The 26,058-nt window shown below is 57.9% G+C and carries 23 protein-coding genes; 19 read left to right on the top strand and 4 right to left on the bottom strand.

What is annotated here, in order from left to right; genetic code table 11:
- Positions 1 to 42: 42 nt before the first annotated feature.
- The gene (locus tag CKROP_RS06375) at positions 43 to 1,827 is read right to left on the bottom strand and encodes a long-chain fatty-acid--CoA ligase (RefSeq protein WP_012731920.1); all 1,785 of its coding nucleotides are present in this window, start codon (positions 1,825 to 1,827) and stop codon (positions 43 to 45) included.
- Between the two features lie 585 nt (positions 1,828 to 2,412).
- Between CKROP_RS06375 and rho the strand changes: the two genes are divergently transcribed.
- From rho to nucS, 16 genes are all read left to right on the top strand, one after another.
- Positions 2,413 to 4,434 carry a transcription termination factor Rho gene (rho, locus tag CKROP_RS06370; protein ID WP_012731918.1) on the top strand — a complete coding sequence of 674 codons (2,022 nt, stop codon included), beginning with the start codon at positions 2,413 to 2,415 and terminating at the stop codon, positions 4,432 to 4,434.
- A 181-nt stretch (positions 4,435 to 4,615) separates the two neighbouring features.
- Positions 4,616 to 5,689: a peptide chain release factor 1 gene (gene prfA / locus CKROP_RS06365; RefSeq protein WP_012731917.1), complete on the top strand. Its 1,074-nt coding sequence runs from the start codon at positions 4,616 to 4,618 to the stop codon at positions 5,687 to 5,689.
- Positions 5,686 to 6,852 carry a N5-glutamine methyltransferase family protein gene (locus CKROP_RS06360; RefSeq protein ID WP_012731916.1) on the top strand — a complete coding sequence of 389 codons (1,167 nt, stop codon included), beginning with the start codon at positions 5,686 to 5,688 and terminating at the stop codon, positions 6,850 to 6,852. Before prfA ends, CKROP_RS06360 begins: the two co-directional genes overlap by 4 nt.
- 8 nt (positions 6,853 to 6,860) lie before the next feature.
- Positions 6,861 to 7,517: an L-threonylcarbamoyladenylate synthase gene (locus CKROP_RS06355; RefSeq protein WP_012731915.1), complete on the top strand. Its 657-nt coding sequence runs from the start codon at positions 6,861 to 6,863 to the stop codon at positions 7,515 to 7,517.
- Positions 7,518 to 7,581: 64 nt separating this feature from the next.
- Positions 7,582 to 8,760 (top strand): MraY family glycosyltransferase, encoded by a 1,179-nt coding sequence (locus CKROP_RS06350; protein WP_012731914.1) that lies wholly within the window; start codon positions 7,582 to 7,584, stop codon positions 8,758 to 8,760.
- On the top strand, positions 8,757 to 9,401 hold the full coding sequence (locus CKROP_RS06345) for a Cg1360 family ATP-synthase-associated protein (protein ID WP_237698405.1): 645 nt from the start codon (positions 8,757 to 8,759) through the stop codon (positions 9,399 to 9,401). Before CKROP_RS06350 ends, CKROP_RS06345 begins: the two co-directional genes overlap by 4 nt.
- Positions 9,402 to 9,669: 268 nt before the next feature.
- Positions 9,670 to 10,524: a F0F1 ATP synthase subunit A gene (atpB, locus tag CKROP_RS06340; RefSeq protein WP_012731912.1), complete on the top strand. Its 855-nt coding sequence runs from the start codon at positions 9,670 to 9,672 to the stop codon at positions 10,522 to 10,524.
- A 78-nt stretch (positions 10,525 to 10,602) separates the two neighbouring features.
- Positions 10,603 to 10,839, top strand: coding sequence for an ATP synthase F0 subunit C (locus CKROP_RS06335; protein ID WP_012731911.1), 237 nt, complete (start codon positions 10,603 to 10,605; stop codon positions 10,837 to 10,839).
- A gap of 52 nt (positions 10,840 to 10,891) precedes the next feature.
- Entirely contained in the window at positions 10,892 to 11,449 is a 558-nt protein-coding gene (locus CKROP_RS06330; RefSeq protein ID WP_012731910.1) for a F0F1 ATP synthase subunit B, read from the top strand.
- Positions 11,450 to 11,454: 5 nt separating this feature from the next.
- Positions 11,455 to 12,270: a F0F1 ATP synthase subunit delta gene (locus tag CKROP_RS06325; RefSeq protein WP_012731909.1), complete on the top strand. Its 816-nt coding sequence runs from the start codon at positions 11,455 to 11,457 to the stop codon at positions 12,268 to 12,270.
- A 96-nt stretch (positions 12,271 to 12,366) separates the two neighbouring features.
- Positions 12,367 to 14,010: a F0F1 ATP synthase subunit alpha gene (gene atpA / locus CKROP_RS06320; RefSeq protein ID WP_041628852.1), complete on the top strand. Its 1,644-nt coding sequence runs from the start codon at positions 12,367 to 12,369 to the stop codon at positions 14,008 to 14,010.
- A 47-nt stretch (positions 14,011 to 14,057) separates the two neighbouring features.
- The gene (locus CKROP_RS06315; protein ID WP_012731907.1) at positions 14,058 to 15,041 is read left to right on the top strand and encodes a F0F1 ATP synthase subunit gamma; all 984 of its coding nucleotides are present in this window, start codon (positions 14,058 to 14,060) and stop codon (positions 15,039 to 15,041) included.
- A gap of 3 nt (positions 15,042 to 15,044) precedes the next feature.
- Positions 15,045 to 16,481 (top strand): F0F1 ATP synthase subunit beta, encoded by a 1,437-nt coding sequence (atpD, locus tag CKROP_RS06310; protein WP_012731906.1) that lies wholly within the window; start codon positions 15,045 to 15,047, stop codon positions 16,479 to 16,481.
- 12 nt (positions 16,482 to 16,493) lie between these two features.
- Entirely contained in the window at positions 16,494 to 16,871 is a 378-nt protein-coding gene (locus tag CKROP_RS06305; protein ID WP_012731905.1) for a F0F1 ATP synthase subunit epsilon, read from the top strand.
- Positions 16,872 to 17,011: 140 nt separating this feature from the next.
- Positions 17,012 to 17,485, top strand: a complete 474-nt coding sequence (locus CKROP_RS11875; RefSeq protein WP_052292374.1) for a DUF2550 family protein — start codon at positions 17,012 to 17,014, stop codon at positions 17,483 to 17,485.
- A gap of 111 nt (positions 17,486 to 17,596) precedes the next feature.
- Positions 17,597 to 18,358 (top strand): endonuclease NucS, encoded by a 762-nt coding sequence (gene nucS, locus CKROP_RS06295; RefSeq protein WP_012731903.1) that lies wholly within the window; start codon positions 17,597 to 17,599, stop codon positions 18,356 to 18,358.
- A gap of 147 nt (positions 18,359 to 18,505) precedes the next feature.
- Here nucS and mce read toward each other — a convergent pair whose 3' ends face one another.
- Positions 18,506 to 18,964 carry a methylmalonyl-CoA epimerase gene (mce, locus tag CKROP_RS06290; RefSeq protein WP_012731902.1) on the bottom strand — a complete coding sequence of 153 codons (459 nt, stop codon included), beginning with the start codon at positions 18,962 to 18,964 and terminating at the stop codon, positions 18,506 to 18,508.
- 105 nt (positions 18,965 to 19,069) lie between these two features.
- On the opposite strand from mce, the gene CKROP_RS06285 reads away from it, so the two are divergent.
- Together CKROP_RS06285 and CKROP_RS06280 are read left to right on the top strand one after the other, a co-directional pair.
- Positions 19,070 to 19,384: a thiamine-binding protein gene (locus tag CKROP_RS06285; RefSeq protein ID WP_012731901.1), complete on the top strand. Its 315-nt coding sequence runs from the start codon at positions 19,070 to 19,072 to the stop codon at positions 19,382 to 19,384.
- A 163-nt stretch (positions 19,385 to 19,547) separates the two neighbouring features.
- A complete protein-coding gene (locus CKROP_RS06280; RefSeq protein WP_012731900.1) occupies positions 19,548 to 20,552 on the top strand; it encodes a tetratricopeptide repeat protein in 1,005 nt (334 codons plus the stop codon).
- A gap of 78 nt (positions 20,553 to 20,630) precedes the next feature.
- Here CKROP_RS06280 and glgB read toward each other — a convergent pair whose 3' ends face one another.
- Together glgB and CKROP_RS06270 are read right to left on the bottom strand one after the other, a co-directional pair.
- A complete protein-coding gene (gene glgB / locus CKROP_RS06275; protein ID WP_012731899.1) occupies positions 20,631 to 22,805 on the bottom strand; it encodes a 1,4-alpha-glucan branching protein GlgB in 2,175 nt (724 codons plus the stop codon).
- Positions 22,806 to 22,858: 53 nt separating this feature from the next.
- Complete coding sequence (locus tag CKROP_RS06270; protein WP_012731898.1) at positions 22,859 to 24,907, bottom strand: alpha-1,4-glucan--maltose-1-phosphate maltosyltransferase; 2,049 nt, start codon at positions 24,905 to 24,907, stop codon at positions 22,859 to 22,861.
- A gap of 277 nt (positions 24,908 to 25,184) precedes the next feature.
- Here CKROP_RS06270 and CKROP_RS06265 point away from each other — a divergent pair, with 277 nt between their 5' ends.
- Complete coding sequence (locus CKROP_RS06265) at positions 25,185 to 25,997, top strand: ABC transporter ATP-binding protein (protein WP_041629416.1); 813 nt, start codon at positions 25,185 to 25,187, stop codon at positions 25,995 to 25,997.
- Positions 25,998 to 26,058 lie beyond the last annotated feature (61 nt).

The raw sequence follows: 26,058 nt of genomic DNA, 5'->3' as shown, positions 1-26,058 counted from the left end.
GCGCGGGATGATGAGCGCGTGGCGGGCTTTCCCGCCCACACGCTAGGCCTGCGATGCTGAGCTAGAGGAACCATTGTCCCCGTAGCTATCGCCACTACGACGGGGCCCTTGCAGGGAAATGACATCCAGCTTCCCGTCGGCAAGGTGCTGCCGCAGGTCCTTCTTGTCGTATTTATCGACGCTCGTCTTATCGATAGTGTCAACAAACGCCCAGTACTCGGGGATCATCCACCCGGGAATGACCCCACGCAGTCGTGTGCGAAGACGCTCCGCCGTCGCCGCCGACCGCTCAACCCCGTCGGCAAGGACAGTCACCGCCAACGGGCGCTCACCCCAGGTCTCATCGGGATATCCAATAACGGCACACTCCAGAACCGGGGGAGCGTCGACAACATAGTTCTCGAGCTCGGCCGAATAAATCCATTCTCCACCTGAGCGGATGACATCGCGAATGCGATCATTGACCGTTAAGAACCCATCGCGGTTAATAGAGCCGACGTCTCCTGTGCGGAACCACCCGTCGTCGGTGAAGCGATCATCGGCGTAGTCAACGGGTTCGCCGCGGAAGCGGGAAGCGGGGCCGTCGCCCTCGCCCGTCGGTGAATGGAAGTAGGAGCCGGTTACCCAGTTGCCGCGCACCTGGATTTCGCCCTGGTTGCGGTCGTGTCCTTCCAGCACGCGGCCGGCGTCGTCGGCAATGCGGAAATTCATGGCGACGGGGAAGCGACCCTGGGACTCGCGGTAGAGATCTCGCGTTTCCCCACTCAAGCCTGCCGGTGGGCGCGATACTGTTCCCACAGGTGATGTTTCTGTCATTCCCCAACAATGAATGACGTCGACACCAAACTTTTCTTCCCACACTTTGATGAGCACCGGCGGGACAGGGGCCCCACCAGCGAAAATCTCCCGAAGGCTCATACGCTTCGGCGGGTTCTGGAAATAGTAAGAAAAGAGCGATACCCACAGTGTTGGGACCCCGTGTGCCGTACGAGGCATCGAGGTTGCAATCACCTGCGCCAGACGAGGCGCCGAAAGATCTTCGCCGGGGAAAATGAGCGGTGCGCCAGCCATCCACGCGGCTAGGGGAACGCCCCAGCTCAGGACGTGATAAATGGGCACACAACAGAGGAAGGACACGCCATTAGTGATGGCGAAGGAATCCACACCCAGCAATGATTGCGAGTGCAAGAACATAGACCGGTGGGAATAAGCCACGCCCTTGGGCGCCCCCTCGGTGCCCGTCGAAAAGCAGAGGGCAGCAGCGGTGTCTTCGGGGAGATCCGGCCATGGAAACTCGGTGGCTTGACCGTCGATAAAAGCCTCATAATCGGTGACCGAAAAATGGGGGTCAGGGATGGCATCGAAGGCCGCGACGGCCTCAGCACGCTGTGCCGACGACCCGGACGCGATGATGATGTGGTTGACGCCCGGACACTCGGTGATCAGCCTGGCCAGGCGGGGTGCATTGCGAGGCGAAACAACGATGACCTTCTGGTCTGCATAGTTAATGATGTGGACGATCTGATCGTCGGAAAGGTGCGAGTTCAGGGGACTAAAGACGGCTCCCATACAGGACGAGGCGAAAAACACTTCGAGGTGCTCCGCGCAATTGTCCATCATGGTTCCGATGCGTTGGTCGGCGTCGATACTGCAGAGTGACCGTAGAGCATGAGCACACGCGGCAGCTCGGCCAGCGAGTGCGGAAAACGTGATGGTCTCTGGCCCGGATTCGCCCCAACTCGTTACCTCTGTGTCCCCGAAAACAGTGGCACCGTAGGTGAAAATTTGGGTGACAGAAAGAGGCACGTCCATCATCGTCGACTTCATGCCGTTTACTTTAAGTCAGACAGACCGTAAATACAGGTGAAGCCCATCCGTGTGCCATTGCAGCGACTTGTGCTGGAAAGTGGTACGGTTATGGGCGATTCCTTTGGTTGTAGTTTTCGGACTGCTCATCAGGTTGTGTATTCTCCGCTAGGGCATCGAGCCGAACGATGTGTAACATCGGCTTCCGGCCTAGCAAGTGTGGTGGATCCAGGGGATTACTCATCCACCCTGAATGCAACACCGATGACCGGACACTACAAAGAATCCTTCATTTCGTAATCGCGCGTAGTGTCGCGAATCTGCATCGCCCGCGATGGCTAATGGTAAAAACCGCGATAGCAGTTCGGGCAGGTCACGTGTCTTCCTTTAGGCACATTGGCACAAGCGGACACGAAATGACGCACATTCCGTTGACATGCTGCACCATCGGAGAAACACCATCGTGAGGCCACCGACGGTAGAGCGATGAAGCAGCGTCGCGATAGGACAACACCACAGGGCTAACCCTCCAGCGCGTGATGAAACACGTATCCACTGACAAATACTGACAATTGTCCCGGAGGGGCTGGCAACGAAAGGACATCCGTGACTGATACGGACACGAACAACCTGGCCGCTATGCGCATCCCGGAATTAAAGGCGCTAGCTGCCGAAAAGGGGATTCGAGGACTCTCAGGGCTGCGCAAGGGGGATATCATCGCAGCCATTCAGGCCGCCGACGCTGGTCAGCCGTATTCTCGGCCTCGTCGATCCACGCGGAAAGCGGGGGAACCGAAGGCCGAGTCCCACCATTCGGATAACTCTGAATCGCCGAACGCCGATTCATTTAACGCTGGATCGTCGGCAAACAACGACGGACACGGTTCTGGCTCCGATAACCGGCACAACGGCAACGACGACCGTCGTGAGGATGAGCACTCTGGTGGCTCCGGCTCCCACTCCGACTCCGGCTCGGATAATGACAACGGCCGCGACGACGATTCTGACGATTCCCGCCACCACGGCTACAAATCGCGCTCCCAGGCACGTCGCGCACGTCGTCACCGTGCCCGGCACAACGGTCATTCCAATGACGGTGATGACCGGAACAATTCGTCCCGCGATTCTTCCGACGATTCGGATGACAACAACTCCCGCCGGGATGATGATCGGAACAACAATAATGATCATCGACGGTCCAATGACGACCGTGATGACCGTTATAGCCACAATGACGACAACTCCGGTGACAACAACGACCACAATGGTCGCGGTGGCCGTAATAACCAGGACCATCGAGGCGGCCGCAACAACCGCAATGACCGCGACAACCGGAACGATCGCGGAGGTCGCAATAACCGCAACGACCGTAATAACCGCGGTAATCGGCGCAACCGCCGCAACCGGGATAATCGCGACAACCAGAACCCGAACCAGCTGCGCGAAGGTGAAACCTTCCAGCCGATCGCGGGCATCCTCGATGTTGTCGACAACAACACCGCGTTCATTCGCACGTCGGGGTACCAGTCCGGCCCGAATGATGTGTATGTGTCCATGAACATGGTTCGGTCCCAGGGCATGCGTCGTGGCGACGCTGTGACCGGGCAGATCAAGGTCCGTGAGGACGGTTCCAGCCGCCCACAGCATGGTCGCGGCCGCAACCGGCAGAAGTTCGCCCCCTTGGCGCGCGTTGACACGGTCAACGGCATGACGCCGGAGGAGGCCAAGGCCCGCCCCGAGTTCGCCAAGCTCACACCGCTCTACCCGAACCAGCGGCTGCGGCTGGAGACGGACCAGAAGAAGCTCACGACGCGTGTGATTGACCTCATCATGCCGATCGGTAAGGGACAGCGTGCGCTGATCGTGTCCCCGCCGAAGGCCGGTAAAACGACGATTCTGCAGGACGTCGCTAACGCCATCACGACCAACAATCAAGAGTGCTATCTCATGGTTGTTCTTGTCGACGAGCGCCCTGAGGAAGTCACCGATATGCAGCGCTCGGTCAATGGCGAAGTGATCGCCTCGACGTTTGACCGTCCGCCGAGCGAGCACACCACCGTCGCTGAGCTAGCCATTGAGCGGGCTAAGCGCCTTGTTGAGGCTGGTCAGGACGTCGTTGTGCTGCTGGATTCCATCACGCGACTGGGCCGTGCGTACAACAACTCGTCCCCGGCGTCGGGACGGATCCTGTCTGGTGGTGTGGATTCCAACGCCCTCTACCCGCCGAAGCGATTCCTGGGCGCAGCCCGCAACATCGAAAACGGTGGTTCGCTGACCATTATCGCGACGGCGATGGTCGAGACTGGTTCCGCCGGCGACACCGTCATCTTCGAGGAATTCAAGGGCACGGGTAACGCAGAGCTGAAGCTTGACCGGAAGATTTCGGAGCGCCGCGTCTTCCCAGCTGTCGACGTGAATCCGTCGGGTACTCGTAAGGATGAGCTGCTCTTGGCTCCCGACGAGGCACGCGTCATGCACAAGCTGCGTCGGATCTTGTCGGCACTGGACCCGCAGCAGGCCATTGACTTGCTTATCAAGCAGCTGCGCAAGACCAAGAACAATGGCGAATTCCTCATGCAGATCGCATCGTCGGCACCCATGAGTGTTCCCGACGATGATGACGACTAATTCGTCCCCTTATGCGCGACGCTAAGCGGTGAAGCCAGGCAGTGATGTGAAGTAGTGGCGCCAGGAGGTAAAGCTCTCCTGGTCACGGTGCGGGCGGTGGTTCGGTTGAGCCGCCGCCGTCGCGCTATATTCGTGTAGTTACCGGTATTTGTAGTGAGCAGTTAAAGGAGCACTCTGGGTCATGGCGACGCATGTTTCGGCGGTCGACGACATTGTTTCGGAATATCAAGGGCTCGAAGCTCAATTAGCTGATCCTGATTTGCACAACGACGCTGCTCGCGCGCGGAAGGTGGGGAAGCGGTTCTCTGAGCTTCAGCCCATCATTCAGACGAATGACCGGTTAAATGCCGTCACCGACGATCTCGAAGCCGCTGAGGAAATGGCCCACGAAGACCAGGAATTCGCTGCGGAGGCCGAGCGTCTTCGGGAGGAAAAAGAGGAGCTATCGGATAAGCTAGCTGACCTTTTGGCTCCGCGGGATCCCCATGATGGCGATGACATTGTGATGGAAGTGAAGTCCGGTGCGGGCGGAGAAGAAGCGGCCCTCTTCGCCGGCGAATTAGTGCGGATGTACCAGCGCTACGCGGACAAACACGGCTTCGCGATCGACGTCCTGGACGACGCTCCCACGGACCTCGGGGGAATTAAAGACATCACCATGTCTATTCGCTCCAAGAAACCGTCCCGGGACGGTGCGTGGAGCGTGTTCAAGTTTGAGGGCGGTGTCCACCGTGTTCAGCGAGTTCCCGTCACCGAATCCCAGGGACGTATCCAGACTTCCGCTGCCGGTGTCCTCGTTTATCCGGAACCGGATGAGATTGAGGATGTCGAGATTGATGACAAGGACATTCGCGTCGATGTGTATCGCTCATCCGGTAAAGGTGGCCAGGGTGTGAACACGACGGACTCCGCTGTCCGCATCACACACTTGCCGACGGGCCTGATTGTGACGTGTCAGAAAGAACGTAGCCAAATCCAGAACAAGGCACGCGCGATGCAGGTTCTGGCCGCTCGGTTGCAACAGATGAAGGAAGAAGAAGCAGAGGCTGCGGCGTCGGCTGATCGTGCTGCTCAGGTGCGGACCATGGATCGTTCGGAGCGAATTCGTACATACAATTTCCCCGAAAACCGCATTTCTGACCACAGAATTAATTACAAGGCGCACAACCTCGACCAGGTTCTCGACGGCGACCTGGATGACCTCTTCTCTGCGCTGCAGTCCGCAGAGCGCGCCGAGCGACTCGAGGCAGAATGACGTATCCCCGTACATCTGTTCGCCAGATGATCAACAATGCCGGCGGACGACTGCGCGCTGCGGGGGTGGATTCTCCACGAGTCGATGCTGAGCTACTGATGGCACATGCGCTCACTGTTAAGGGCGCGCCGGGTGCGGAACCGGTCACACGGTCCTCGTTATTCTTCCGACGCCAAGACCACGTCGATCCCGACACGGCCGAGTTTTTCGAATCGTGCATTAGCCGACGTGAGCAGCGGGAACCCCTGCAGCACATTATGGGGACGGTGCGGTTCGCTGGGATCGACTTACTGGTTGGCCCGGGGGCTTTTGTTCCCCGTCCGGAAACCGAATTGATCGTGGAATGGGCGGGAAAACAACTCCGCAGGGCATTGGATAATCGGTCCGATAAAGACGGATCTTCGAAGCCTGTGCCGACGGATTACACCATCGTTGACTTGTGTACCGGGCCCGGAACCTTGGCGTTGGGTGTTGCACACGCGGCGGGTAACGCGTTGTTGTCCCTTCATCGCGACTTTCGGGAGCAGAAGGCCGTCAATCCGCACGTGGGAAGCGTCGGCAGACTCCCACGAATCTGCATCGTTGGCGTTGACACGAGTGACGTCGCACTAGATTACGCCCGTCGCAACGTCGAGGCCTTCATGCAGAATTGGCGGGCCGAAGCGTTAGATGCTGGCCTGTCAGAGGATGACGTCGATCAGCTCTCGGTGAGCCTGTGCGCAGGGGATGTCACAGATCCCACTATCGTGAAAAGCATTCGGGACTTGTGTGGCCGGGACATGTGTGATCGGGAGAGGTGTGACAGTGACAATCCTGAACCGACGCGTGAAACGACGCCTGAGCTGGAGGTGGATATCGTTGTTTCGAATCCACCCTATGTTCCCGAGAACACCGCGATTTCGCCCGAAGTCGCGGCCGATCCTCATGACGCCGTTTTCGCAGGTGCGGACGGAATGAGCGTGATCGTGCCGATGATGGCCGTGGTTGAGGATTTGTCCGGCCCCGGCACCGTCGTGGCTGTGGAACACGACGAGCTGAACGGGCCTGTGACCTCACAATGCTTGAACGATCACGGCTTTACCGATGTAGAAATACATAAGGACTTAGCCGGACGCGATAGGTTTGTGACGGGCATTTGGGCCGTACACACGAGGAAAGCGTAATAACACTCATGAGCACAATTTACGATTGCACTGACCAAGACGAACGACGTCGTGGCCTCGAGGCTGCCCAGAGCGCAGTAAAGGGCGGGCGGCTGGTCGTTATCCCCACCGACACCGTCTACGGGATCGGGTGCGATGCATTCGATAACGACGCTGTTGCCGCGCTGTTGCGGGCGAAGCATCGTGGCCCTGACATGCCCGTTCCCGTGCTGGTTGGATCATGGGACACCGTCGACGGCCTGGTGCAAACAGTCACTCCGCGGATGCGCGAATTAGTCCAAGCATTCTGGCCTGGGGGACTGTCTTTCGTGGTGACGCAAGCTCCGTCGTTGCCCTGGGACCTTGGGGATACCAACGGATCAGTGATGCTTCGGATGCCGCTGCAGCCGGTGGCGATTGAGCTTTTGAGAGCCACAGGCCCCATGGCGGTGAGCTCCGCGAATATTTCGGGGCAGCCGCCTGCGACGTCGGCAATTGCCGCGAAGCAGATGCTGGGAAGCGAAGTATCCGTCTATTTGGATGATGGGGAGGCGACGATTGGGGAGCCGTCAACCATCATTGATCTGACCTCGCCCACCCCTCATCTTTTGCGTGAAGGGGCGATTTCTGCAGAACGCATTTCCGAGGTCATCGGAACGAGCCCTGCTACGCTGCGTCAGAGATAGTTCGAGGGGAAAGAACGGCCTCACGTGCGCGGATAGTCCAGGGAATGCGGGGTAGAGAAACATCATGATCGTTTGTGCACAATCAGCGGTGGGGGGAACCGGTGTGCCCATTCGGGAACTCATCCTTGTTCTCTGCACGGGCTGCATCGTGACGTTCCTGACAACAGGATGCATACGATCCGTCATGGTGCGGACCGGCAGAGTAGCTATCCCGCGTGCGCGTGACGTTCATAAACAGCCCCGACCGCGGTTGGGGGGAGTCGCGATGTTCACCGGCGTCATTGCAGCCTTACTGGTGGCCAACCAATTACCGGCGTTGAACCGCGGATTTCCTCCCATGACTCCGGACTTGAGAGCCGTGTTATGGGCTGCCCTCATCATCGTTGTTGTTGGCATTATCGATGATTTGTATGACATTCCGGCTCTCGTGAAACTGGTCGGGCAGATCGCGGGCGCGACCGTCATGAGTTTGCTGGGGCTGAGTTGGTACCTCCTCTACGTTCCCTGGCATGGGGGCACCACGGTGATTCTGGATCAAGTCCAGTCCACAGTCCCGACTGTTGTCTTCACCGTCACCCTGATCAACGCGATTAACTTTGTCGACGGTCTCGACGGGTTGGCGGCCGGCGTCGGGGGGATCGCTGGAATCTCGCTCTTCGCGTTTTCGCTCACCATTCTTCACGACCAAGGGGGAGCGGTGAGCGCTTATCCGCCGGCCATTATTTCCGCCGTCTTGATCGGAGCCTGCGCAGGCTTTTTGCCCCACAACTTTGAGCCGAGCCGGATTTTCATGGGCGACACGGGATCCATGCTGATCGGCCTTCTCCTCGCGGCGGCATCGACCTCAGCATCTGGCCGCATCACGATGTCGCTTTATGGTGCCGCCGATATTTTCGCGCTGCTGAGCCCGATCATCGTGGTGGCAGCGAGTGTGTTCATCCCGATGCTTGACCTCATCATGGCTGTTGTCCGTCGTGTCGGTCATGGCAAAAGCCCGTTCGCCCCTGATAAAAAGCACCTGCACCACAGGCTGCTCCAGCTCGGGCACACACACCGACGGGTGGTCCTTGTGCTCTACACGTGGGTGAGCGTCGTCGCATTCAGCGCAGTGGCAGCAACAATTTTGCCGACGGACATTACCCTCATTGCGGTGGGGTTAGCGATCATCATCGCCGTCGGGATTACGTCTGTACCGCGCTCGCGTGATCGTCGGCACCCGGACCGCTACAATCAGCCAGCGTGACTGATTCCCACTCCTCTGGCAAACCGAACAGCGCCTCGTCGAAGCCGACGTCTCCATATTCCACTTTCGCATCGGATTGTTCCGGCGCGAGTACACCGGAACAATCCGATGGACAGAACTCTTCTGAAACGTCGGACTCGTCGGCTAGCTCGTTTACCGACGGTGCTTCTCCTATCGACGACGTGATTGCGAAGAGGAACCGGCACGTGTCGGATCCACGGTGGCCGCTGCTGAAGGCTGCGCGCCTGGGGGGTATCGCAATTGCCTGTCTAGCTGTGGTTTCGTTGTTGGCCTGGGGTGGACAATCAGGGATGCGAGGCGTCTGGGGAGCGCTCATCGGTTCTGTCATCGGTGGTGCTTTCGTTTTGCTCACTATCGTGAGTGTGCTCATCACCTCCCGGACTAATCCACAAACGACGATGGCTGTGGTGATGGGGACGTGGCTGCTCAAAGTTGTCGTTGTCTTACTCGTCTTGGTTGTTCTGAAGAACATGTATTTCTATGACCACCTAGCGTTGGCGGTCACGGTGATCGCCGCGTTAATCGTCGGATTGGTCTCAGAAACATGGGGTGTTTTGACCGCTCGTGTGACCTATATCGCTGACCGAGAATGGGCAGAAGAACGGGACCACCAGCAATAGCCTGCATGGGGGTGAATCAGGTGTAGTTTTAGGGGGGTCGGATTGAGAGATCGCTTGGGAAAAACCTGAATTAAGCTGCTATCGTCAACTGCGGGTTATAAGGAAAAGTCGCTATGCGTAGCCACCCCCGAATAACCCCCGGGCCCCCGCGATGATGTGCGACGGAATCCGCGGTGGGCTATGCACATAGACCTCCATCGCACCGCTTTCTGTTTGGCAGAAAGCGGCCCGAACACGGGAGAGAACGCTGAGCGTTACAACCTTGTCCATGAAGGGGCATTTCCACGCCCCAGATCTGGACCACGACTTTTTCCCGGGGTTCGTTTGCGGGACCGGCAGTGACGGTGAGCCACGCTGTCCCGACGGTGCGTCGAATGGTGATCACATCAACCTTTGGTTCGGTAATTTTGCCGACGGTTGGTTCGCCATCGACCGCATCATGTTCGTCCGACTCCTCGTGATGGTGCTCATGGGGCTGTTCTTCTTCTTCGCTATGCGGAAGCCGAAGTTGGTTCCGCGTGGCGTGCAGAACGTCGCTGAGTACTTGTTGGATTTCGTCCGTATCCACATCAGTGAGGAGATTCTTGGTCGAAAAGAAGGACGTCGCTTCCTTCCGATAATTTCCACGATCTTCTTCCTTGTGCTGTTCATGAACGCACCATCGGTGATCCCGTTCTTGAACGTTTCCCCCAATGCTCGTATCGGTATGCCGCTGCTCTTGGCTGTGGTTGCCTACATCTGCATGATCTACGCAGGTGCCAAGCGGTACGGGTTCGGGAAGTACATGAAGAGCTCTCTGGTAATTCCGGGGTTGCCTTTCCTTCTCTATTTCTTGGTCGTACCGATTGAGTTCTTCTCGACCTTCATTTTGAGGCCTGTCACGCTGACCATTCGTCTTATGGCCAATATGCTGTCAGGTCACATCGTGCTGGTGCTCTTGTACTCGGCAACCAACTTCTTCTTCTGGCAGATGAACGGCTGGCTTGTTGCGTCCGGCTTTACCATCGCGGCAGCCTTTGCCTTCTCGCTGTTTGAGATTTTGGTGATTTTCCTGCAGGCGTACATTTTCGCCCTGCTGACTGCGGTGTACATTGAGCTTTCCCTGCATGCGGACGAACACTAACTGAACACCCCACTCGAAGTTTTTCACGAATACGTCGTTGGAAAACCAACGGCATTTTGAAAGGGAACGGAACACCCCATGAACGAGATCCTTCTCGCTGCAGACTCCACCAGCTATGACGGCTTCGGTGCTATCGGCTACGGCCTTGCTGCTATCGGCCCTGGTATCGGTATCGGTATTGTCGCCGGAAAGACGGTGGAAGGCATGGCACGTCAGCCGGAAATGGCTGGCCAGTTGCGTACCACAATGTTCCTGGGCATCGCCTTCACTGAGGCTCTTGCCCTTATCGGCTTGGTCGCCGGCTTCCTGTTCTAATCAGGTTGTTTTCACTACATCCTGATATTCGAAATAGCGAAAGCTGGAGACTATGACGAACTCACTTATTTTGGCTGAGGACACGCTGCCTCTCGAAAAGGGCAACTTGCCGCTTCTCCCTTTGCCATACGACCTCGTCTGGTCCATCGTCTGCTTCGTACTGATCCTATGGCTTTTCTGGAAGTTTGTTCTTCCGAAGTTCCAAGAGGTTCTTTCTGAGCGTGAAGATCGCATTGAAGGCGGTATTCAACGTGCGGAGGCCGCGCAATCCGAGGCGAAGGCTGCGTTGCAAAAATACAATGACCAGCTCGCTGAGGCTCGTGCAGCGGCCGCTCGTATTCGCGACGAAGCTCGTGCTGACGGGCAAAAGATCGTTGCGGATATGAAGACCGAAGCAACGGAGGAAAGCAACCGCATTATCGCTCAAGGCGAAAAGCAACTTGCTGCTCAGCGTGATGCCGTCGTCGCTGACCTGCGTAAGGATATGGGTCAGAATTCGGTCGATCTGGCGGAGAAGCTCCTCGGCTCTCATCTATCCGACGATGCCAAGCGCGCGGAGACAGTGGATTCTTTCCTGTCTTCCTTGGATGACATTCCGGCAGGGAAGTGATCAGTATGCACGCAGCGAGCCGAGAATCGATGACCGAGTTGGCGACTACCCTCGACAACACCGTTGCTCAGTCCAACGCCGCCGTCGACGGCGCACAAATCGGACCCGAGCTCTTCGACGTCGTTGAGGTTTTGGACTCCAACCGTGACTTGCGTGTGGCGCTTATTGATCCCGCAGCGTCCTCCGAGAAACGTGCAGACCTTGCCGATCGCGTTTTCGGTGAGAAGCTCAATCAGGCTTCGCGCAGCGTGTTGCGTTCTGCAGTAGATAAAGACTGGTCGAATACGCGCGATTTCCGCAATGGGCTTGTTCAACTTGGCCGCCGGGCTCTGTTCCGCGCCGCCGAGGCAGACGACAAGCTCACGACCGTCGAATCTGAGTTGTTCCAGTTGGCGAGGGTTCTTGAAGACGCCCCACAGCTGGAGATGCTTTTGGCAGACCGACAAGCTAGTGCGGACCGACGTCGCCAATTGTTGGCCTCAGTCTTGTACGGCAAAGTTACTTCAATTACAGAAACTCTTGCCTTGCAGGCGATTTCTCGTGCTAAACAACGTCCTGTCGAAGCATGTGAAACGCTATCGCGGGAGGCAGCGCAGCTGCGTGGGTACGAAGTTGCTCATGTTGTGACTGCCGGCGAATTGAGCGATACCCAACGATCCACCCTGGCTGACAAGCTCGGTCGAATTTATGGTCACAAGATGTCCATCCACGGAGAGGTCGATCCCAGCATCCTCGGTGGAATGGTCATCCGGGTCGGAGATGAGCGTATCGATGGCAGCACATCGGGCAAACTCGAGAAATTGCGGCGAGCTTTTGCCTGACGCCCACGGCGGACGGAATGCCGGTCGTGACCGCGACCAGAAATACGACGTAATAAACAAGTAATGCTGGAAGAGACTACCGAGAGCAGGAAGAACATGGCGGAGCTGACGATCTCCTCCGACGAGATCCGTAGCGCGATTGCGAACTACACCTCGAGCTACTCCGCGGAGGCCTCCCGTGAGGAGGTCGGCGTGGTCATTAGTGCGGCTGACGGTATCGCCCAGGTTTCGGGTATGCCATCAGTCATGGCTAATGAGTTGCTCGAGTTCCCAGGTGGCGTCATCGGCGTCGCCCAAAACCTTGACACCGATAAAGTTGGTGTCGTGGTCTTGGGAAGCTACGAGACCTTGCGGGAAGGCGACGAAGTAAAAAGGACCGGAGAGGTCCTATCCATTCCGGTTGGGGACAAATTCCTCGGCCGCGTTATTAACCCCCTGGGCCAGCCAATCGACGGCCTGGGATCCATCGAGGCAGAAGAAGATCGCGTCCTGGAACTGCAGGCGCCCTCAGTGTTGATGCGTCAACCAGTCGAGGAACCACTCCAGACCGGTATTAAAGCGATCGACGCGATGACCCCGATCGGGCGAGGCCAGCGACAGCTCATCATTGGTGACCGTAAAACCGGTAAGACGGCTGTTTGCCTCGACACCATCATTAACCAGAAAGCCAACTGGGAATCCGGGGACCCGGAAAAGCAGGTTCGCTGCATTTATGTCGCAATCGGTCAGAAGGGCTCCACAATCGCTGGTGTCCGTAAGACCCTAGAGGACAACGGCGCCCTGGATTACACCACCATTGTCGCTGCTCCCGCATCAGATTCAGCTGGTTTTAAGTGGCTCGCACCCTTCGCCGGTGCCGCACTGGGACAGCACTGGATGTACAAAGGCAAGCACGTGCTGGTCATCTACGATGACCTCACCAAGCAGGCTGAGGCCTACCGTGCCATCTCCTTGCTGCTGCGCCGTCCGCCGGGACGTGAAGCGTACCCAGGTGACGTTTTCTACCTCCACTCCCGCTTGTTGGAGCGTGCAGCTAAGCTCTCCGACGACTTGGGTGGCGGCTCTATGACGGCCCTGCCGATCATCGAGACAAAAGCGAACGACGTGTCCGCCTTCATTCCGACCAACGTCATTTCTATTACCGACGGTCAGGTCTTCTTGGAGTCAGACCTCTTCAACCAGGGTGTTCGCCCCGCTATTAACGTCGGTGTGTCGGTCTCCCGTGTCGGTGGTGCCGCCCAGACGAAGGGTATGAAGAAGGTTTCGGGTTCGCTGCGTATTGACCTCGCCGCATACCGCGACTTGGAAGCATTCGCTGCTTTCGCCTCGGACCTCGACGATTCCTCCAAGGCACAGCTGGAGCGCGGATCTCGCCTTGTTGAGCTGCTGAAGCAGCCGGAGAACCATCCGCAAGCTGTGGAAGACCAGATGGTGTCGATCTACCTTGCTGGTAACGGCGACTTTGACTCCGTTCCCGTCGAAGATATTCGTCGGTTCGAATCTGAACTCCTTGAGCACCTCCATTCGAAGCATGCTGGTGTCTTCGAGCAGGTCGAGGGTGGATCCCCACTCAATGACGAATCCAAGGCAGAGCTCTCCTCCGCTGTGGATGAGTTCAAGCAGAACTTCCAGGCCTCCGACGGCAAACCTGTTATCAACGAGCCCGATGTAGACCCAATGGAGCAATCCGAGTTGGGTAAAGAACAAATCAGTGTGTCGCGTAAGTCCTCGGGCAAGTAAGGGCGGTGCGCGCAATGGATAAGAACGAAGGGAGGCGATGAGTGTAAATGGCTACGTTACGTGAACTGCGAGACCGGATTAAGTCCGTTAACTCGACTAAGAAGATCACGAAGGCCCAAGAGCTGATCGCCACTTCGAAGATCACGAAAGCGCAGGCCAGGGTAGCTGCCTCGCAACCGTACGCGGAGGAAATCACCAAGGTCGTCCATCGCTTGTCATCGGCAAGTTCCCTGGACCACCCGATGCTCCGCGAACGCGAAGGCGGAAACCGTGCCGCTATTTTGGTGGTGTCCAGCGACCGAGGAATGTGTGGCGGGTACAACCACAACGTTTTCAAGAAAGTTGCTGAACTACGCGCTTTGTTGGAAAAGCAGGGCTATGAGGTTGTCCTCTATGTCTTCGGCAACAAGGGCCTGACCTACTACCGCTTCCGTGGTGAGGCCCTCGAAGGCGCATGGACCGGATACTCCCAGGACCCCGAGTACGAAGGCACGCACCAGATGCGTCGGCACCTCATCGACGCATTCGTTGCTAGCTCATCGGGCAAAGCAGAGTGGCGCCCCGGGCTCACCGCGCCTGAGGGGGAGAGCGTGCAAGGCTTCGACCAGCTCCACGTCGTGTACACGAAGTTCGAGTCGATGCTGTCTCAGAAGGCCGTCGCACGGCAGATGCTTCCGATGGAAGCCGTCATCGACTATGAGGAAGTAGAGACTGGCGAAGACATGCTGTCTGACCCAGACGATTCCGAAATTAGTGCCAACTACGAATTTGAGCCCGACGCGACCACGTTGCTGTCGGAGCTCCTCCCGCACTACGTGTCTCGTGCTTTGTATGCCTTGCTGCTGGAGTCAGCTGCGTCAGAGTCCGCAGCTCGTCGTACAGCTATGAGTTCGGCGACGGATAACGCAACTGAGCTTGCCACCACGTTGTCTCGTACAGCTAACCAAGCTCGTCAGGCACAAATTACCCAGGAAATTACAGAGATCGTCGGTGGCGCGGGAGCGCTCGACGACAGCGGAGAAAGTGACTAACCAATGACTACAGCTCTTAGTGAGCAGCAGACGGGCCTCAGCGGCCGTGTCGCACGCGTCATCGGCCCGGTTGTCGACGTGGAATTCCCTCGCGGAGAACTACCGGCGCTATTCAACGCGCTGACCGTCGACGTTGATCTAGAGGCCGTCGCCAAGACAATTACCCTCGAGGTTGCCCAGCACCTCGGTGACAACATCGTCCGTGCTGTCTCGATGGCACCGACCGATGGTTTGATCCGCGGTGCCGAAGTGAAAGACACCGGCAAACCGATTTCCGTTCCCGTCGGGGACACCGTCAAGGGACACGTGTTCAACGCCCTCGGTGACTGCCTTGACGAGCCAGGGCTCGGCCGTGACGGCGAGCAATGGTCCATCCACCGTAAGCCACCGGCTTTCGACCAACTCGAAGGTAAGACCGAGATCCTCGAGACCGGTATTAAGGTCATCGACCTTCTCACCCCGTATGTGAAGGGTGGAAAGATTGGTCTGTTCGGTGGTGCTGGTGTCGGCAAGACCGTGCTCATCCAGGAAATGATCACCCGTATTGCCCGCGAGTTCTCCGGTACGTCAGTATTCGCCGGCGTCGGTGAGCGTACTCGTGAGGGCACGGACCTCTTCCTCGAAATGGAAGAGATGGGCGTGCTCCAAGATACGGCCCTCGTGTTCGGCCAGATGGACGAGCCCCCGGGAGTTCGTATGCGTGTGGCTCTCTCCGGGCTGACGATGGCGGAGTACTTCCGTGACGTTCAGCACCAGGACGTGCTGCTCTTCATCGATAACATCTTCCGTTTCAGCCAGGCAGGTTCTGAGGTTTCCACGCTGTTGGGCCGCATGCCTTCTGCTGTGGGTTACCAGCCAACATTGGCTGACGAGATGGGTGAGCTCCAGGAGCGCATTACGTCGACCAAGGGCCGCTCAATTACCTCTCTGCAGGCTGTCTACGTCCCTGCCGACGACTACACCGACCCGGCTCCTGCGACCGTGTTCGCCCACTTGGATGCGACCACAGAGCTCGACCGCTCCATCGCATCGAAGGGTATTTACCCCGCTGTGAACCCGCTGACCTCTACGTCTCGTATCCTCGAGCCTGGAATCGTCGGCGAGGAGCACTACCAAGTTGCGCAGCGAGTCATCAATATCCTTCAGAAGAACAAGGAACTGCAGGATATTATCGCCATTCTTGGTATGGACGAGCTGTCTGAAGAAGACAAGATCACCGTCCAGCGTGCACGTCGTATCGAGCGCTTCCTCGGCCAGAACTTCTTCGTTGCTGAAAAGTTCACCGGCCTGCCAGGCTCCTACGTTCCGCTGAAGGACACCATCGACGCCTTCCGCCGTATTTGCGATGGCGAATACGACGCATACCCCGAGCGCTGCTTCAACGGCCTCGGTGGCTTGGACGACGTCGAAGCCGAATACAAGAAGCTGCAAGAGAAGTAAGGTAGGGACACCATGGCTGAAATTGCCACTGAGTTAGTCTCCGTTGAGCGAGCGCTATGGTCCGGTGCTGCGACGTCTGTCACCGCACAGACCACAGAAGGTGAAATCGGCATACTTCCCGGACACGAACCCATCCTTGGGCAGCTTGTTGAAAACGGTGTGGTCATCATCCGTACCACCGACGGCGAAAAGAAAGTCGCTGCAGTACAGGGCGGGTTCCTGTCCGTCGGCAAGCACAAGGTATCTATTCTGGCGGACCACGCCACGTGGTCATCAGAAGTGGATGTTTCCAGCGCAGAGCAGAGCTACAAAGGCTCCGACACGGATTCGCATGACCGTGCTCAAGCTCAATCCGAGCTCCGAGCAGTCCAGCGTGCGAAAGAAAAGTAGGTCGACTGTATAGCTCTCACCTACGCCCCCGTAGTTTCTAAGGCCAATTCTTAGGAACACGGGGGCTTCGTCGTTTATACTCACCTCAAGGAACGACGTGCATGACGAGCCGTCGCCGGACGTAATGGGAGAGGTGGCCCATGGTTCTCTTCACCGTGACAATGGCGTGTATGGCCATCCTCGTATGGGGAATGGGAGTCGCCATATGGCGATTTTCGTGGATCCGGCCCCGTGGCATACCAGTCTGTACCGCCGTTTATCGTGACGGCCGACGACATCGCTGGCACCACGGGGTCATCATTTTGGGGGAAGACGCCGCAACGCTTTACTTGCTGCGGTCTCTTAAACCGGGGGCAGACTTATCGTGTGAAAGGCACAATATAGAAATTGTTGGCCGACGAGACGTCAAAACGGGGGTATTACGGCTATTAGCTGATCCTCGGATAGTCGAACTTCAAGCGGGGGATGTACGAGTGGATGTAGCCGGGGGACACGCTATGGATATGGCATTGGTGGCGTGGTTGGAATCCGCCCCGAGCACCAGGATTCAGCGGCTCAGTAAACACCCCCGACGGGTTAAAGAACGGGGCCACAGGTTCCACAGGCACAGTTAACGACGGTCGTATCAAGCGTGGCTTGATCGCCTACATCGCTAGACGCAGCGCCTTGCTCGACGCCGTGACGTAATAGGTTCTGAGATAACGCGATTTGGTACTCTCTCGCTCATGCGCCTTGTCATCGCTACGTGTTCCGTCGATTATGTTGGTCGTTTAACCGCCCACTTGCCCAAAGCGACTCGTCTACTCATGGTCAAAGCTGACGGATCAGTGTCAGTCCACGCCGATGACCGGGCCTATAAACCGCTCAATTGGATGACCCCGCCGTGTACGCTCACGGTCCACCCGATTGCTATAGATGATCCCGACACCGACTTTACCGACGGTAGTTCCGTCGGCAATTCTGAAGAACAGGGGACCGACGGCTCAGCTCACACCGCGCATGAAGAGGAGCTTTGGGTCGTCGAGAATAAAAAAGGGGAACAGCTCCGCATTACGGTGCATGACAAGATTTCTGACACGACGTATGACCTGGGGGAGGATCCAGGCCTCACGAAGGATGGTGTGGAAGCGCATCTTCAGGAGCTGTTAGCGCAGCATCCGGAAGCATTGGGGGAGGGCTTTACGCTCGTTCGCCGCGAATATCCGACGCCTATTGGCCCCGTGGATATCTTGACCAGGGATGCTAGCGGGAAGACTGTGGCCGTTGAGGTGAAACGGCGTGGCGGTATCGATGGCGTCGAGCAGCTCACACGGTACGTCGAGTTGCTGAACAGGGATGAAATTTTAGCCCCAGTGCAGGGACTTTTCGCGGCGCAAGAGATCAAACCGCAGGCACGGACGCTCGCGGAGGATCGTGGGTTCACGTGCGTGACCGTCGACTACGACGAGCTGCGTGGTACCCCGTCGCAGGAGCTTCGTCTTTTTTAGCGCGCCAGGGTCCGGCCGGTTTAGCGTGCCAAGGCGGGGCCGCTCGCTCGTCCAGTGAAAACGGGGTCCCAACAAAGGTCCCGCCATCACCGTCGAACCCAACAAAAATGGGGCCCACCAAGGTGGACCCCACAGCGACAGGAAAACTTACTTCCCTGGCTGAGTCAGTTCGAGAAGAACTCCGCCTGCATCCTTCGGGTGAACGAAGTTGATGCGAGCACCAGCGGTTCCGTTCTTCGGCTCGTCATAAAGAAGCCGGGTGCCTTGCTTACGCAGGTGGTCACAGAGAGAGTCGATATCGGTCGTGCGCAGACACATCTGCTGCAAACCCGGGCCCTTCTTGTCAAGGAACTTAGCGATCGTCGACTTCTCGTTCAGCGGAGCCAGAACCTGAATCATTCCCTGCAGCTCCGTGAGGGTCTTCGGGCCAACCATGGCCTCCTGAACACCCTGCTCTTCATTTGTTTCGACGTGGTGGCAGATCCACCCCATGTTCGTGCGGTACCACTCCAGCGTGGCATCCAAGTCAGCTGTGGCGATACCTACGTGATCCAGGCAGTTGACTAGTTCGTGCGGTACTTCGGTGCTGTACTCGTTGTTACTCATGCTTCTATGCTATGCCCCCCGCGGCCAATATTGCTTCTTCGCAGGCGTATTCAGGGGTGTGATTTTGTACGACATTGTCCGCCGAGCTGGACTAGCATCGGGGCCATGATTGTTGCGTTTTCTGTTGCTCCAACTACTTCTACTGACGACGACGGCGGTGTCGCGGATGCGGCTGCTGAGGCAATCCGAGTGGTGCGGGAGTCGGGTCTTCCGAACGAGACAAACGCCATGTTCACGCTGATCGAAGGCGAGTGGGACGAGGTTTTCGACGTCGTCAAGCGAGCAACGGAAGCCGTCAGCTCAGTGAGCTCGAGAACGTCCCTTGTGGTGAAAGCGGATATTCGCCCGGGCTATGACCACCAGCTCACCGAGAAGGTGGACGCGGTGAACCGTCGCCTCGCGTCTCCGTCCGAAAAGTGAATACTGGATGGGCGGAGCATCGTGCCACGTAGGTACAACGCGTCGGCACGGATATGCAGCAGTGCCTGGTCGAGACGTAGCACCGCCCGATAGTATCGCCAAGAATATAGTGACGATGCACAGATAAATTAGACATTCTTACTGAGAGGGGTACAAGACAGTAATGACATCTCCGGGAAAAGGCCCTGAGCGGTTCATAGCTGGTGCAGTTGATCTAGGCGAAGTTAAAGCACGGGCCGAAGCTCGAGCGGAGGCGGAAAAGCAACGCCAGCGCCAAGCGCGCGGGACCGGCAGTACGCCGGGTGGATCCGCTGGCGGTCATGGACCCGGCGGTGCCGGCGTTCCTGGTGACAGCCCGACTAGTGGCACAGCACAAATGACCGTCGATGTTACCGAGGCCAATTTCGAAAATGACGTCCTGAAGCGGTCTCTGCAGGTCCCGGTCATTGTCGCGATCAGTTCGACGCGGTCGCCAGATTCTCAAGACATCGTCCAGAACCTTGAGGCCCTGGCACGGCAGGCGAATTACAAGTGGATCTTTGCCAATGTCAGTGCAGACACAGTTCCTCAGATTGCCCAGGCCTTCGGAGTTCGCGCTATTCCGACAGTCATAGCATTGGCGAATGGCCGCCCGCTTGATGCTCGCGAAGGGCAACAGCCGAAGGAACAATTACAGGGGTGGATCGACCAAATCCTGCAGATAGTCGGCGACAAATTGCCCGGTATTCCCGACGCCGAGAAGGGGTCGACGACCCAGGACGAACAACCGCCGTCAGACCCTCGGTTGGACGCCGCTGAAGAGGCTCTCAATAACGGCGACTTCGATGCTGCGCTCGCCGCCTACGACAAGATTATCGACGCCGAGCCGCACAACGCTGAGGCCAAGGCTGCGCGCGCGAACGTGTCCCTCCTCAAACGAGTGTCGGAGGCGCAGGCATCCGACCACCCGACGTCTGAACCAGAGAAGACCTTCGCCCAGGCCGACCAGTACATGATCTCGTCGAAGGAGGAAGACGCTTTTCGTGTGCTTCTAGACCTCCTGCGGGTATCGGCAGGAGATCAAAAGACCCAGGTTAAAGATCGGTTGATCGAACTGTTCACGCTGTGTGATCCCGCCGACCCGCGCGTAGCCACAGCCAGACGGGAAATGGCGAGCGCCCTGTTCTAAAACCCCAGCCTGGTTGGCCAGCAGACAGGTAGCGATCGTTCCCGCCAGCCCGCCAGCCGTGCTACGTCATCCCCGCCGCTACCCGTCGAAGCGGAAGAACAGGGCACTCATGGCGGGCACGAAGATAGTCGCTGAGGCAGGGTAGCCGTCGTATTCACCACTATTCGCCGTGATCTGCCCCAGGTTTCCGCCACCGGCGCCTTCATAATCGGATGAGTCGGTGTTGAGAACTTCTGTCCACCGTCCAGCATTGGTGAGGCCCAATTGGTACTGGGGATATGTGGTTCCCGAGAAGTTGAATACGCACGCGACGCGCTGCCCGTTCGACCCGTACCGCATGAAGCTCAGCACGCCGCGTTGGGCGTCGCTAGCATTAATCCACGAAAAACCGCTGGGTTCGTTGTCTTGTGTGTAGAGCGCAGGGGTAGCCGAGTAGAGACCGTTAAGGTCCTTGACCAGGCGTGATACGGCTGCGTGGTATTCGCCTTCCCAGCCCTCTTGCTGCCCCCACGGCAGAGACTCGTCGTGATTCCACTCGGTGGTTTGCCCAAAGTCTTGCCCCTGGAACAAGAGTTGCTTGCCGGGGTGCGCCCACATGAACGCTAGATAGGTGCGCAGCCCTGCTGCCTTATTCCATGTATCGCCCGGCATCCGTGACCATAGCGTCCCCTTCCCGTAGACCACTTCATCATGGCTAATGGGAAGAATGAACTTTTCGGACCAGGCGTAGACCAGCGAAAACGTGATATCCCCATGGTGCCAGGGGCGGTAAATGGGGTCGTTGGAGATGTATTCGAGGGTGTCGTGCATCCATCCCATGTTCCACTTGAACGTAAAGCCCAGGCCGCCCTCGTACGTGGGGGCCGTCACCCCTGGCCACGAGGTGGATTCCTCCGCCACGGTCATTGTCCCGGGATAGGCCCTCTCGACGGTAGCGTTCATCTCCTGCAGGAATTGAACGGCATCAAGGTTCTCGCGCCCACCGTACTGGTTGGGGAGCCATTCGCCCTCTTTACGGCTGTAATCCAGGTACAAAATCGAGGCGACGGCGTCGACACGCAGTCCGTCGATGTGGAACTGGTCGACCCAGTACAATGCGTTCGCCACGAGGAAGTTGCGTACCTCCGCTCGTCCGAAGTCGAAGACGTAGGTACCCCAGTCCTTTTGTTCCCCTCGTCGCCAATCGGGGTGCTCGTAGCAGGCGCGGCCGTCGAAGCGGGCTAGTGCCCACTCGTCCTTGGGGAAGTGCCCGGGGACCCAGTCCATGATGACGCCGATACCCGCTTCGTGGAAGGCATCGACAAGGGCGCGGAACTCGTCGGGAGTACCGAAACGCGAAGTGGGGGCGTAATACGAGGTGACTTGGTACCCCCACGACCCCGAGAACGGATATTCGGTGACCGGCATGAATTCCACATGCGTGTATCCTATATCCGAAACATAGGACACCAATTCATCCGCGAGCTCTGTGTAGGAAAGGCCCTTATGCCAGGACTCCAGGTGAACTTCGTAAATAGAAATGGGCGAGTCCTGGAGATTCTTCCGCGTTTTCTCAGCCATCCACTCATCATCGGACCATGAATAATCACTATCAGCCACGATCGACGCCGTAGCCGGCGGCACCTCAGCCCGCCGCGCCATGGGATCGGCTTTATCGATCCGATTCCCATCAGGCGTGGTCACGCAGAATTTGTAGTACGCCCCGGCAGCGACATTGGGGATGAAAACTTCCCAAATTCCCGACGACCCCAGCGAGCGCATGGGGAACTGGTTTTTATTCCACGCGCAAAACGAACCCGTCACTGTCACGCCCTGAGCATTCGGCGCCCACACAGCGAACGACGTACCGTCGACGCTCCCCATCTCGGTCTCGTAATGGCGGACATGAGCACCCAGCACTTCCCACAGGCGCTCGTGGCGTCCCTCGCCGATGAGGTGGATATCCATTTCCCCGAGTGTGGGTAGCCACGTGTACCCGTTAGCAATCGTTATGGTCTCACCATCGGGATACGTGATGTGCAGCCGGTGGTCGGTCGCTCCACCGTGAATGGATGCGGTAAAGAAACCATCACCGTCGTTAACCGCGTCGACAGTCTCGGACGGGGTCTCCACGGTGACTGATTCCGCGCCGGGCCGAAACGCCGTGATGGTCGTCGTTCCGTCGTCGTGGGGGTGTGCCCCAAGAACGGAGTGCGGGTTGTAATGGGTACCTGCAAGTATTCGTGCGCGGTCATTCGGGTCGATAGTTGGCATGGTCTCTCCTCAGGGGGTGGGCGGGTGTACAGGTACCGTCGCTCTAGCAGGTCTTAGCAGGTGTAGCGATACTCGTGGTGAGGAGCAAAGCCGCTGCGGTCGCGATAGTTAGTGGGGATTTCCGGCAATTTAACGATGTGACACACGTTGAAGGTCGGATCGAGGCGCACGTAATTGTCCTCACCCCACGTCCATTGTTGGTCAGTAATAAGGTCGTGAACCTCAACAGTCGAGGGCAGCCCCAGCGACTCCAGGTCAAGGTGAATTGTCGTCTCTTGAACGTTCTCAGAATCTAGATTGACGACGATGGCCAGCGCATTTCCAGTGAGCGGATCAACCTTGGTGTACGCCATGATCTTGTCGTTATCCGACGGCACGAGCCTGAGTGTCCGGAGCTGTTGAAGAGCGGGCTGCTCCCTGCGGATGGTGTTGAGCACCGTCACGAACGGTTCCAGTGATTCACCGCGGAGGCGAGCTCCCTCAAAATCACGTGGCCTGAGCTGGTACTTTTCGCTATCGAGGTATTCTTCGCTGCCCTCTTTGACTGCGACGTGTTCGTAGATCTCGAAACCGGAGTACATGCCCCACGATGGGCTCAGGGTGGTGGCGAGAGCCGCACGGATCGCGAACATTGCCTTTCCGCCGTGCTGAAGGCTTGCATGGAGAATGTCGGGTGTATTCACGAAGAGATTGGGCCGGCAGGCATCGGCCGCATCCCGAATTTCCTCAGCAAATGCTTCCAGTTCTTTTTTCGACGTCTGCCACGTGAAATAGGTGTACGACTGTGAGAAACCAGCTTTTGCCAGGCCATAGAGGATTGGCCGACGGGTAAACGCTTCCGCGAGGAAAACGATGTCGGGGTAGGTCTGGTGGATCGTGGAAATCAGACGTGCCCAAAACGCGGTGGGCTTGGTGTGGGGGTTATCCACACGGAAGATGTGGACCCCGCGTTTGATCCAGAACACCAGGACTCGGTGAATTTCGGCGAATAATCCTTCGGGATCGTTATCGAAATTCAAGGGGTAGATGTCTTGATACTTCTTCGGCGGGTTTTCCGCATAGGCAATAGTGCCGTCGGGAAGAACGGTAAACCATTCGGGGTGAGGCGCAGCCCACGGGTGGTCAGGGGCGCACTGCAACGCGAAATCGAGCGCTACCTCGAGGTTCAGTTCACGAGCACGGGCAACGAACGCGTCAAAATCGTCGAGAGTGCCGAGGTCGGGGTGGACCGCGTCATGGCCACCCTCGGATGATCCGATGGCCCAGGGGGAACCGACGTCATCCGGCGTGGGGTCGAGCGTGTTGTTCTTCCCCTTGCGGTTGATATGGCCGATGGGGTGGATCGGCGGGAGATACACAACGTCAAAGTTCATTCGCGCAATCCGGTCGAGAGACTCGGCGGCGGTCGCAAACGTTCCGTGCACCGGTTCGCCATTTTCCACGCCCCCAGTGGAGCGCGGGAAGAACTCGTACCAGGATCCGACGAGCGCGCGCCGACGCTCCACGTACACCTCGTAGGTGCGGCCGCGCGTCAACAGTTCGCGGAGAGGTGTCCGTCGGAAAATGCTCGTCGTTTCTGCCGACAGTGCCGGGGCAATGCGCGCGCGAATATCGCGATCGGACCGCAATGACGCGGCCACAGACAACAGGTGGGGGCGGTCGGTGACGGAGGCAACGTTGTTGGCGGTGTCCTCCATAATCCGCGCACCGATTTCGAGGTCATTCGCGACCTCCTCAGCGCTTTGACCAGCTTCAACCTTGGCCTCGATGGCGTGCCGCCACGTGCGGTAGGGGTCCGACCACGCGTCGATACGGAACGTCCATGTCCCCGGGCAATCGGGCACGAATATGGCGTTGACCAGGTCGGGATCACCATGTGCCGGCACCATGGGGATGCGCTGAACGGCGGAGGGCCCCGACGCGGAGGTAGGCCCCTTCACGATGGCTGTGGCAGAGACCGCGTCGTGCCCCTCGCGCCACACGACAGCGCTGAGGGGGATGACCTCTCCGACCACTGCCTTGGCGGGTACTTCGCCACTGGATACGCGGGGGCGGACGTCGTCAATGCCGAGTCGTCCAACGGTTCCGAGCCGTCCGGTCACAGGTATCTCCTTTTTGTCGTGCTCCGCACTCGTTCTCTCCAACAGAGTAGAGGACAACCCAGATATCGCGCAGCACAGAACCCCTTTTTGGGCTGATCATTTCCGGCGGCAGTTCGTCGAAAGTGACGACGCTTTGTGCAAAGTGACGGAACGTGTCGTGGGTTAGCCCTAAGATGGTGATGTGACTCGACACGACACTTCTTCCCACACGCACGGTTCCGATGATTCTCAGCCTCACGCGACGGTTCGCTCTCGTGAGGAGCTTGATGCACTTCCGATTGACCCCGACGCTCTTATTTCCCTTGACGACGTGAGCGTCGTTCGGAATGGTTCGACGCTGTTGCAGCCCATGAACTGGGTGGTGAAGCCCGGGCAGCGTTGGGTCATTATCGGCCCGAATGGTGCTGGTAAGACGACGCTGATGAAGGTTGCGGGTGCGGAAACGTATCCGACGACGGGCCGCAGCGTGATCATGGGCGAGGTCTTAGGCAAGACCGATGTGCGGGATGTGCGCACGATGATCGGTATGTCGTCGTCCGCATTGGCCCAGCGTATTCCGGGCCGCGAGCGTGTTCTCGACTTAGTGATCTCCGCCGGATACAACATTCTCGGTCGGTGGCGTGAGCAGTACGACGCCGTCGATAAGGAACAAGCCACGCTCATCCTCGAGGATCTCGGCGCGATGCATTTAGCCGACCGCACCTGGTCGACCCTGTCAGAAGGGGAGCGCAAACGGGTATTAATCGCGCGCTCGTTAATGACCGATCCGGAATTACTTCTTCTCGACGAGCCAGGCGCTGGTCTTGATCTGGGCGGGCGTGAGGATCTCGTCGAGCGACTATCCACACTGGCAGATAACCCTGATGCTCCCGTGATCGTTATGGTTACTCACCACGTGGAAGAAATCCCTCAGGGATTCACCCACGCAATGCTCCTTGACGAGGGCAAACAGGTTGTCGCCGGACCTATCGACGAGGTCCTCACCGGAGAGAATTTAACGAAGACGTTCCATCAGCCGATTACGTTGGATACCGTCGACGGTCGTTTCTTCGCTCACCGAGTGAAATCGTCGCGGCGTCATCGTCGATAATTCCGGTAGTGTTTGAGCTAATCTACGATGCTCACTGAGAACGATGCTCGCAGAAGATGCT

It is taken from the genome of Corynebacterium kroppenstedtii DSM 44385, from assembly GCF_000023145.1.
GTDB lineage: Bacteria > Actinomycetota > Actinomycetes > Mycobacteriales > Mycobacteriaceae > Corynebacterium > Corynebacterium kroppenstedtii.
The sequence above is the reverse complement of the archived record's forward strand: the minus strand, read 5'-3'. Positions and strand labels throughout refer to the sequence as shown.

Bases quoted from the DNA above. Each gene is read 5' to 3' on its own strand.
- CKROP_RS06375 (WP_012731920.1), bottom strand. From the start codon at position 1,827: ATGAAGTCGACGATGATGGACGTGCCTCTTTCTGTCACCCAAATTTTC.
- prfA (WP_012731917.1), top strand. From the start codon at position 4,616: ATGGCGACGCATGTTTCGGCGGTCGACGACATTGTTTCGGAATATCAA.
- CKROP_RS06360 (WP_012731916.1), top strand. From the start codon at position 5,686: ATGACGTATCCCCGTACATCTGTTCGCCAGATGATCAACAATGCCGGC.
- CKROP_RS06355 (WP_012731915.1), top strand. From the start codon at position 6,861: ATGAGCACAATTTACGATTGCACTGACCAAGACGAACGACGTCGTGGC.
- CKROP_RS06350 (WP_012731914.1), top strand. From the start codon at position 7,582: ATGATCGTTTGTGCACAATCAGCGGTGGGGGGAACCGGTGTGCCCATT.
- atpB (WP_012731912.1), top strand. From the start codon at position 9,670: ATGAAGGGGCATTTCCACGCCCCAGATCTGGACCACGACTTTTTCCCG.
- CKROP_RS06335 (WP_012731911.1), top strand. From the start codon at position 10,603: ATGAACGAGATCCTTCTCGCTGCAGACTCCACCAGCTATGACGGCTTC.
- CKROP_RS06330 (WP_012731910.1), top strand. From the start codon at position 10,892: ATGACGAACTCACTTATTTTGGCTGAGGACACGCTGCCTCTCGAAAAG.
- CKROP_RS06325 (WP_012731909.1), top strand. From the start codon at position 11,455: ATGCACGCAGCGAGCCGAGAATCGATGACCGAGTTGGCGACTACCCTC.
- atpA (WP_041628852.1), top strand. From the start codon at position 12,367: ATGGCGGAGCTGACGATCTCCTCCGACGAGATCCGTAGCGCGATTGCG.
- CKROP_RS06315 (WP_012731907.1), top strand. From the start codon at position 14,058: ATGGCTACGTTACGTGAACTGCGAGACCGGATTAAGTCCGTTAACTCG.
- atpD (WP_012731906.1), top strand. From the start codon at position 15,045: ATGACTACAGCTCTTAGTGAGCAGCAGACGGGCCTCAGCGGCCGTGTC.
- CKROP_RS06305 (WP_012731905.1), top strand. From the start codon at position 16,494: ATGGCTGAAATTGCCACTGAGTTAGTCTCCGTTGAGCGAGCGCTATGG.
- CKROP_RS11875 (WP_052292374.1), top strand. From the start codon at position 17,012: ATGGTTCTCTTCACCGTGACAATGGCGTGTATGGCCATCCTCGTATGG.
- nucS (WP_012731903.1), top strand. From the start codon at position 17,597: ATGCGCCTTGTCATCGCTACGTGTTCCGTCGATTATGTTGGTCGTTTA.
- mce (WP_012731902.1), bottom strand. From the start codon at position 18,964: ATGAGTAACAACGAGTACAGCACCGAAGTACCGCACGAACTAGTCAAC.
- CKROP_RS06285 (WP_012731901.1), top strand. From the start codon at position 19,070: ATGATTGTTGCGTTTTCTGTTGCTCCAACTACTTCTACTGACGACGAC.
- CKROP_RS06280 (WP_012731900.1), top strand. From the start codon at position 19,548: ATGACATCTCCGGGAAAAGGCCCTGAGCGGTTCATAGCTGGTGCAGTT.
- glgB (WP_012731899.1), bottom strand. From the start codon at position 22,805: ATGCCAACTATCGACCCGAATGACCGCGCACGAATACTTGCAGGTACC.